Genomic DNA, 7,204 nt, shown 5'->3' on the forward strand with positions numbered 1-7,204 from the left:
TCGCCCAGACCCTTGTAGCGTTGCAGGCTGAGGCCCTTTTCGCCCTCTTTCAGGATCGCATCAAGCAGGTCGAGCGGGCCAAAAATGGCCTGCACGCGGTCCTTGCGGATGAGCGTGGCACGCTCTCGGTAGATATCGCGGAGCGGTGTGGTCAACTGCGCCAGCTTGCGCGCCTCGGCACCGCGCAGCACGGGACCATCGAGCGTGCGCATTTCCTCGACCCCGCGCACGGTGCGCGACAGGCGCATGCCCTTGTCTTGTGTCGGGCGTCCTTGCCAGCCGCGTTCATATTCGTTCGAAATCATGTCGAGCCGGGTCGCGACGGTGTCGGCCACGCCCTGCAGGTCACTGTCCACGCGACCGGGCAGGAACGCCTCGGCAATCGCGGCCTGTTCAAGGATGTGGCGGGGATAATGTGTCGGGAACGCCTCGAGGATGCGCCGCGCTTGCCGCGCCTCTTCGACCACGCGCACGAGGTCGGGACCAGCGATTTCCTCGCCCGAGCCAAGACGCAGGGCGGCATCGGTGGTGCCTTGGGCGATCAGGTAATCCTCCAGCCCCATTTGGTCCTTGATATAGACCTCGGACTTGCCGCGCATCACCTTGTAGAGCGGCGGTTGCGCGATGTAGAGGTATCCGCCCTCGATCAGCGCGGGCATCTGCCGGTAGAAGAAGGTGAGCAGCAGCGTCCGGATATGCGCGCCGTCCACGTCGGCATCGGTCATGATGACGATCTTGTGGTAGCGCAGTTTCTTGATGTCGAATTCATCCCGGCCAATGCCGGTGCCAAGCGCCATCACCAGATTGCCGATTTCCTGAGAGCCGAGCATCCGGTCGAACCGCGCGCGTTCGACATTCAGGATCTTGCCGCGCAGAGGCAGCACCGCTTGGGTGCCCCGGTCACGGCCGGTTTGAGCAGAGCCACCGGCGCTATCACCCTCGACGAGGAAAAGCTCGGTCTTGGAGGGGTCCTTGGACGAGCAATCCTTGAGTTTTCCGGCAAGGAAATTCACATCCATCGGGTTCTTGCGCCGGGTCAGGTCGCGCGCCTTGCGTGCCGCCTCGCGGGCGTGGGCGGCCTCGATGATCTTGCCCACGACGACACGCGCCACTTGTGGGTTTTCCTCGAACCATTCCGCGAGCTTTTCGCCCACGAGGCCCTCGACCGCCGGCCGCACCTCGGAGCTGACCAGCTTGTCCTTGGTCTGGGACGAGAATTTGGGATCGGGCACCTTGACCGAGAGCACGCAGGTCAGCCCTTCGCGCGCGTCATCGCCGGTAAAGGTCACCTTTTCCTTTTTCGCGATGCCGCTGGTCTGGGCGTAGTTGTTGATGGTGCGGGTCAGTGCGCCGCGAAAGCCCGCCAGATGGGTGCCACCATCGCGCTGCGGGATGTTGTTGGTAAAGGGCAGCACCGTTTCGTGATAGCTGTCGTTCCACCACATCGCCACCTCGATGCCGATGTCATCGCGCTCGCCGGTGATAAAGATCGGGTCGGGCATGGCCGGGGTTTTATGACGGTCGAGGTATTTGACGAATTCCTTGACGCCCCCCTCATAAAACAGCTCGGATTTGAGCGGCTCTGTCGGGCGCTCGTCGGTCAGGATGATGCGCACGCCGGAATTGAGAAAGGCCAGTTCGCGGAGGCGCTTTTCCAGTGTCTCGAAGCTGTATTCGAGATTGGAAAAAGTCTCGGTTGACGCAAGAAATCGCACCTCGGTGCCCTTGCGGCCACCCGCGTCACCCACCACGCGCAGGGATTCGACGGTAAAGCCACCCTCGAACCGCGCATAATGTTCTTTGCCACCCCGCCAGATGCGCAGTTCCAGCCATTCGGAGAGGGCATTCACAACCGACACGCCCACGCCGTGCAGACCGCCGGAAACCTTGTAGGAATTGCTGTCGAATTTGCCGCCCGCGTGCAGTTGGGTCATGATGACCTCTGCCGCCGACACACCTTCGCCCTCGTGGATATCCACGGGGATGCCGCGACCATTATCGCTGACCGAAACCGAGGAATCGGCATGGATGGTGACGTTCACGGCATCGGCATGACCGGCCAGTGCCTCGTCGATGCCGTTGTCCACGACCTCATAGACCATATGGTGCAGACCCGAGCCGTCATCGGTATCGCCGATATACATCCCAGGACGCTTGCGGACTGCCTCTAACCCTTTGAGAACCTTAATGGAATCAGCACCATATTCTTCGGGTGCGGCGGCGGGTTCGGACATGCGGTTTTTCCTTCGGAAGTTTTGCCATTTTATACGAAGTCTGGGGGGGAATGTCACGTCATTCCCCCATATTTTGCGCCACCTCAGGTGCGCTCCTCTTTCCTTCAGCGGCGTTTCGCGCGAACAAGGCATATGCCGATTCTCGCCTTTCTCCGTGACAACGCGCCTTGGCTCACCGCCGGGGTTCTGCTGACCTTTCTGAGCAGTTTCGGGCAGACCTATTTCATCTCGATCTTTGCTGGGGAAATCCGCGAGAGCTTTGGTCTCAGCCATGGGCAATGGGGCGGCATTTATATGCTGGGCACCACAGCCTCGGCGCTGGTGATGGTCTGGGCCGGGGGGCTGACCGACCTCTTTCGCGTGCGCAGGCTGGCGCCACTGGTTCTGATGCTCATGGTCGGGGCCTGTCTCTTCATGGCGGTCAATCCGGTCTGGTGGCTCTTGCCGCTGGTGATCTTTGCGCTGCGGTTCACCGGACAGGGTATGCTGAGCCATCTGGCGGTGGTCGCCATGGCGCGCTGGTTTGTGGCGGCGCGTGGCAAGGCGCTCTCCATCGCCACCTTGGGCTTTGCGCTGGGCGAGGCGTTCTTGCCGCTCATCTTCGTGTCGCTCTTGACGGTCTATGACTGGCGCTTGCTCTGGGTGGGGGCGGCCTTGGTGGCGGGTTTGGGCATCCCGCTCTTGCTGATGCTCCTGACCAAGGAACGCACCCCGCAAAGCTGGGCCGGAACCAGCCAGTCGCTGGGCATGGACGCGCGCCACTGGACGCGCCGCCAGACGCTGCGGCACTATCTCTTCTGGTTCATGGTGCCCGCCCTCCTGGGCCCATCCGCCTTTAACACCGCGTTCTTTTTTCATCAGGTCCATATCGCCGAGGTCAAAGGCGTGAGCCATGTGGCGCTGGTGGCGATGTTTCCGGTCTATACGGCGGTGGGCATTGCCGCGATGATCCTCTCGGGCTGGGCGCTCGACCGGCTGGGCACGGCGCGGCTCTTGCCCTTCATGCAGGTGCCGATGGTTGCCGCCTTCCTGCTCTTTGCCCTATCGGATGGGCCGGGCCTCTTGCTCTTGGGGTTCGTGTTTCTGGCGCTGACCACAGGGGCCAACAGCACGCTGCCCAATGCGTTCTGGGCGGAATTCTATGGCACGGCGCATCTCGGCAGTATCAAGGCCATGGCCGCTGCCGTCATGGTTCTGGGATCGGCCATCGGGCCGGGGCTGACCGGGCTGGGGATTGATCTGGGCCTCGGGATCGAGACGCAATTCGTGCTCATCGCGGGCTATTTCGTCTTTGCCAGCATTATGATGACCGTGGGCGTGTTGCGCGCGCGTGGGGCGCTAACGCTCTAGCAGGCGCGTAGAACTTCCTCCGCCGCGGCGCTTGTGCGTTGAATGGCACACTCAAGATGTGTATATCTGCGCATAGCAACGGAGGGTGAGACATGCCGCGATCCGCTCGGGAAAAGCAACGCACCAATATCACCGTTGACGCCGGTCTCTTGTCAGAGGCCCGCGCGTTGAACCTGAATGTGTCGTCCATCAGCGAAGCAGCCTTGGCCCGCGCCGTGCGGACAGAACAGGCGCGCGCTTGGGCCGAAGAGAATGCCGAGGCTATTAAAGCCCGCCGCATCTGGAGCGCGGGCAATGCCCTGCCTCTTTCCGAGTACCAAGTCCTCAAGACCGACTGATGGCGCAGTTCCACGTTTACCGCCTGCCGAACAAGACGCTCGTTCTCGATGTGCAGACCGACCTGATCGACATCGGGACACGGATCGTCGCCCCTCTGGTGCCGTTAAAGAGTGGGCCACCGCCTTTGACCCGTCTTGAGCCGATATTTGACCTCGACGGCGCGGCACATGTCCTGCATGTCGCGGAAATGGCCGCTGTCAGATCGGATGCGCTCACGGGCCCGGCTGTCGCTGATCTCCGGGACCGTGACTATGAAATTCGCGGCGCGCTCGACATGGTTTTCTCGGGGTTCTAACGCAACAGACCCTACTCCGCCGCAACCGTGATCACCGGCTCCATCTGGTCGAACATCTCTTGCGACAGGTGGCATTTCACCTGATGCCCCGGCACCAGTTCACGCACGGGCGGCACTTCGCGGTCGCACAGGCCCCCCGGCACCTGCGCTTTCCACCGGCAGCGCGTCTGGAACGGGCAGCCGGGGGGCGGGTTCATGGCCGAGGGCACATCGCCCTCAAGCACGATATGCTTCTTGGTGATCCGCGTGTCGGCAATCGGCACGGCCGAGAGCAGCGCCTCGGTATAGGGGTGATAGGGGGGCGAGAACACCTGATCTGTGGTGCCCAATTCCACCACATGCCCCAGATACATCACCATCACCCGGTCGCTGAGATAGCGCACGATGCTGAGGTCATGGGAAATGAACAGCAGGGTCGTCTTTTGCTTGCGCTGAATTTCCATCAAGAGATCCGTCACCGCCGCCTGCACACTGACATCGAGCGCCGACACCGGCTCGTCCGCCACCACGATGCGTGCGCCGCCCGCAAAGGCGCGGGCGATGCCCACGCGCTGTTTCTGCCCGCCCGAGAGTTGTCGGGGCATCCGCTCGGCAAACTCGCGCGGCAGTTTCACCAGATCAAGGAGGCGCAGCATCTCGTCGCGCCGCGCCTGATCACTGTCGCCAATGCCAAACACCTCCAGCGCGCGGATGATCTGGCGTCCCACCGTCATCGACGGGTTGAGCGTATCGAACGGGTTTTGGAACACCATCTGCACATCGGCGACCGTCTGCGTGTCGCGCTTCTCGATCGGGGTCTGCTCGATATTGCGATTATCGAGCAGGATCTGCCCCTCGGTCGCGGTCTCGAGCCCCATCAACACCTTGGCAAAGGTGGATTTGCCACAGCCCGACTCGCCCACAATCGCCAATGTCTCACTCTCGCGCGCCTCGAAACTGAGGGTTTCGTTGGCCTTGACCACCTTTCTGCCGCTGCTCCCGCCAAAGAGCGCGTTGGCCGCCACCTCGTAATATTTCTTGAGGTTCTCCATCTTGAGCACGACCTTGCCCGGTGCGGTGGCCTCATGCTGCGCCATGGCCTCGATCGGGGCGTTCCAGTCAATCTCGGCAAACCGCAGGCAGCGGGTGAAATGCCGGTCGTCGCCCTTGATCGCCGCCATGGGAATATCGCCGCCATCGCACAGCCCTGCCTGAAAGTAATCGCAGCGTGGCCCGAAATTGCATCCTTCGGGGCGTTCATGCGGCAGGGGGAAATTGCCCGGAATGGCCTTCAATGGCCGCGTATTCTTGTCCGCGCCGGGCAGGGGGATCGACCGAAAGAGCGCCTGCGTATAGGGATGCTGCATCTTGTCGAACACATCCTTGATGCTGCCGGTCTCGACCGCCTCGCCGGAATACATCACGCAAATCCGGTCGCAGGTTTCCAGCACCAGCCCCAGATTGTGACTGATAAAGAGCATCGAGGTGCCGTATTTCTTGCCCAGATCCTTGACCAGTTCCACCACCGCCGCCTCGACCGTCACGTCAAGCGCGGTCGTCGGCTCATCCAGGATCAAGAGCGCGGGCTTGGACATCAGCGCCATGGCGATCACGATGCGCTGCTGCTGCCCGCCGCTCAATTGATGCGGATAGCTGCGCATGATCCGCTCGGGATCCGGCAGCTTCACATCGCGCACCACGTCCAGCGCGCGCGCCCAAGCCTCGGATTCTGAAATGCCCTCGTGGATCATCGGCACTTCGATCAGTTGCTTGCCGATCCGCATGGCCGGGTTCAGGCTTGCCATTGGTTCCTGATAGATCATCGCGATTTCGTTGCCGCGAATGTCGCGCAGTTCGGCGGCGCTCATCTTGGCCAGATCGCGGCCTTTGAATCGCACCGAACCGCCCACGATGCGGCCGTTCACGCCCAGATCCTGCATCACGCCCAGCGCCACCGTGGATTTGCCGCAGCCGGATTCGCCCACCAGCCCCACCGCCTCGCCGGGTTGCACCGTCACGGAAAAATCCATCACCGCCGGAATTTCGCGCAGACGGGTGAAAAAGGAAATCGACAGGTTCTCGATCTCGAGGATCGGCCCGTCATAATCCAGCTTGGCCATGTCCATCTCCCTAATCACCGGGGCGTTGACGCCCTCTTTCAGCGTTCTTCAAATACTCATCTTCAATCGCGCAGGCTTTCTTCGCGCAGACCATCGGCCAAGAGGTTGAGGCCCAGCACCAGCGACAAGAGCGCAAAGGCGGGCGGAAGTGCGGGATGCAGATACATCGTCAGCAATTTGCGCCCGTCATTGATGGTGCTGCCCCAATCCGGGCTCTCGGGGCTGAGGCCCAGACCGAAAAATCCCAATGTGCCCAGAAGGATCGTCGTATAGCCAATCCGCAGGCAGAAATCGACCAAGAGCGGCCCGCGCGCATTGGGCAGGATTTCCCACAGCATGATATACCAAGGCCGCTCGCCCCGCGTCTGCGCCGCCGCCACGTAGTCGCGCGTCTTGATGTCCATGGTCAGGCCGCGCACGATGCGAAAGACCGTCGGCGAATTGACGAACACAACCGCCACGAACACCACCAAGAGGTTGGGCGGAAAGCTGACCAATCCCAGCGGATCGGCATCCCAAGCAATCCCGAGATAGAGCCAGAGCCCGATCACCAGCGTGATGCCGACATAGACATTCCGCCGCGAGGGCTGCGTGTGATAGCGCGAGTTCCACAAGAGCAGCAGGAACACGATGGGAAAGAGAAAGAGCACCGCCGCCATATAAACGGGAATCCCCGTCTGGACGATTTCGGGCGTGACCAGCAGATAGAACAGCAGGATGACCGGAAAGGCGAGGATGAGATTGGCCAGAAACGACAAGAGAGTATCCAGCCGCCCGCCATAATAGCCCGCAGGCAGGCCCAGCGTGATCCCCACCATGAAAGAGAACATGCTGGCAAAGGGCGCGATCTTGATCACTTCCCATGCGCCCGCGACCATCCGGCTGAA

General features: G+C 61.6%; 6 protein-coding genes. 3 read left to right on the forward strand and 3 right to left on the reverse strand.

Annotated elements, in window-relative coordinates:
* Positions 1-2,234, reverse strand: a 2,234-nt coding sequence (locus KBT70_RS16230; RefSeq protein WP_296636389.1) for a DNA gyrase subunit B, incomplete at its 3' end; no start/stop codon positions are given.
* A gap of 132 nt (positions 2,235-2,366) precedes the next feature.
* Between KBT70_RS16230 and KBT70_RS16235 the strand changes: the two genes are divergently transcribed.
* From KBT70_RS16235 to KBT70_RS16245, 3 genes are all read left to right on the forward strand, one after another.
* Positions 2,367-3,584, forward strand: a complete 1,218-nt coding sequence (locus tag KBT70_RS16235) for an MFS transporter (RefSeq protein ID WP_296636393.1) — start codon at positions 2,367-2,369, stop codon at positions 3,582-3,584.
* A gap of 92 nt (positions 3,585-3,676) precedes the next feature.
* Positions 3,677-3,922: a type II toxin-antitoxin system CcdA family antitoxin gene (locus tag KBT70_RS16240; RefSeq protein ID WP_296636396.1), complete on the forward strand. Its 246-nt coding sequence runs from the start codon at positions 3,677-3,679 to the stop codon at positions 3,920-3,922.
* On the forward strand, positions 3,922-4,218 hold the full coding sequence (locus KBT70_RS16245) for a CcdB family protein (RefSeq protein ID WP_296636399.1): 297 nt from the start codon (positions 3,922-3,924) through the stop codon (positions 4,216-4,218). The genes KBT70_RS16240 and KBT70_RS16245 overlap by 1 nt, the downstream gene beginning before the upstream one ends.
* A gap of 11 nt (positions 4,219-4,229) precedes the next feature.
* Here the strand turns inward: KBT70_RS16245 and KBT70_RS16250 are convergent, their stop codons facing one another.
* Together KBT70_RS16250 and KBT70_RS16255 are read right to left on the reverse strand one after the other, a co-directional pair.
* Entirely contained in the window at positions 4,230-6,317 is a 2,088-nt protein-coding gene (locus tag KBT70_RS16250; RefSeq protein WP_296636402.1) for an ABC transporter ATP-binding protein, read from the reverse strand.
* A gap of 62 nt (positions 6,318-6,379) precedes the next feature.
* A partial coding sequence (locus KBT70_RS16255) for an ABC transporter permease (protein ID WP_296636405.1) occupies positions 6,380-7,204 on the reverse strand: 825 nt, incomplete at its 5' end.

This window comes from Roseovarius sp. (assembly GCF_018066915.1).
GTDB lineage: Bacteria > Pseudomonadota > Alphaproteobacteria > Rhodobacterales > Rhodobacteraceae > Roseovarius.

What these genes read in the sequence shown, in the direction of transcription:
- KBT70_RS16235 (WP_296636393.1), top strand. Translation starts at nt 2,367, where the DNA reads ATGCCGATTCTCGCCTTTCTCCGTGACAACGCGCCTTGGCTCACCGCC.
- KBT70_RS16240 (WP_296636396.1), top strand. Translation starts at nt 3,677, where the DNA reads ATGCCGCGATCCGCTCGGGAAAAGCAACGCACCAATATCACCGTTGAC.
- KBT70_RS16245 (WP_296636399.1), top strand. Translation starts at nt 3,922, where the DNA reads ATGGCGCAGTTCCACGTTTACCGCCTGCCGAACAAGACGCTCGTTCTC.
- KBT70_RS16250 (WP_296636402.1), bottom strand. Translation starts at nt 6,317, where the DNA reads ATGGCCAAGCTGGATTATGACGGGCCGATCCTCGAGATCGAGAACCTG.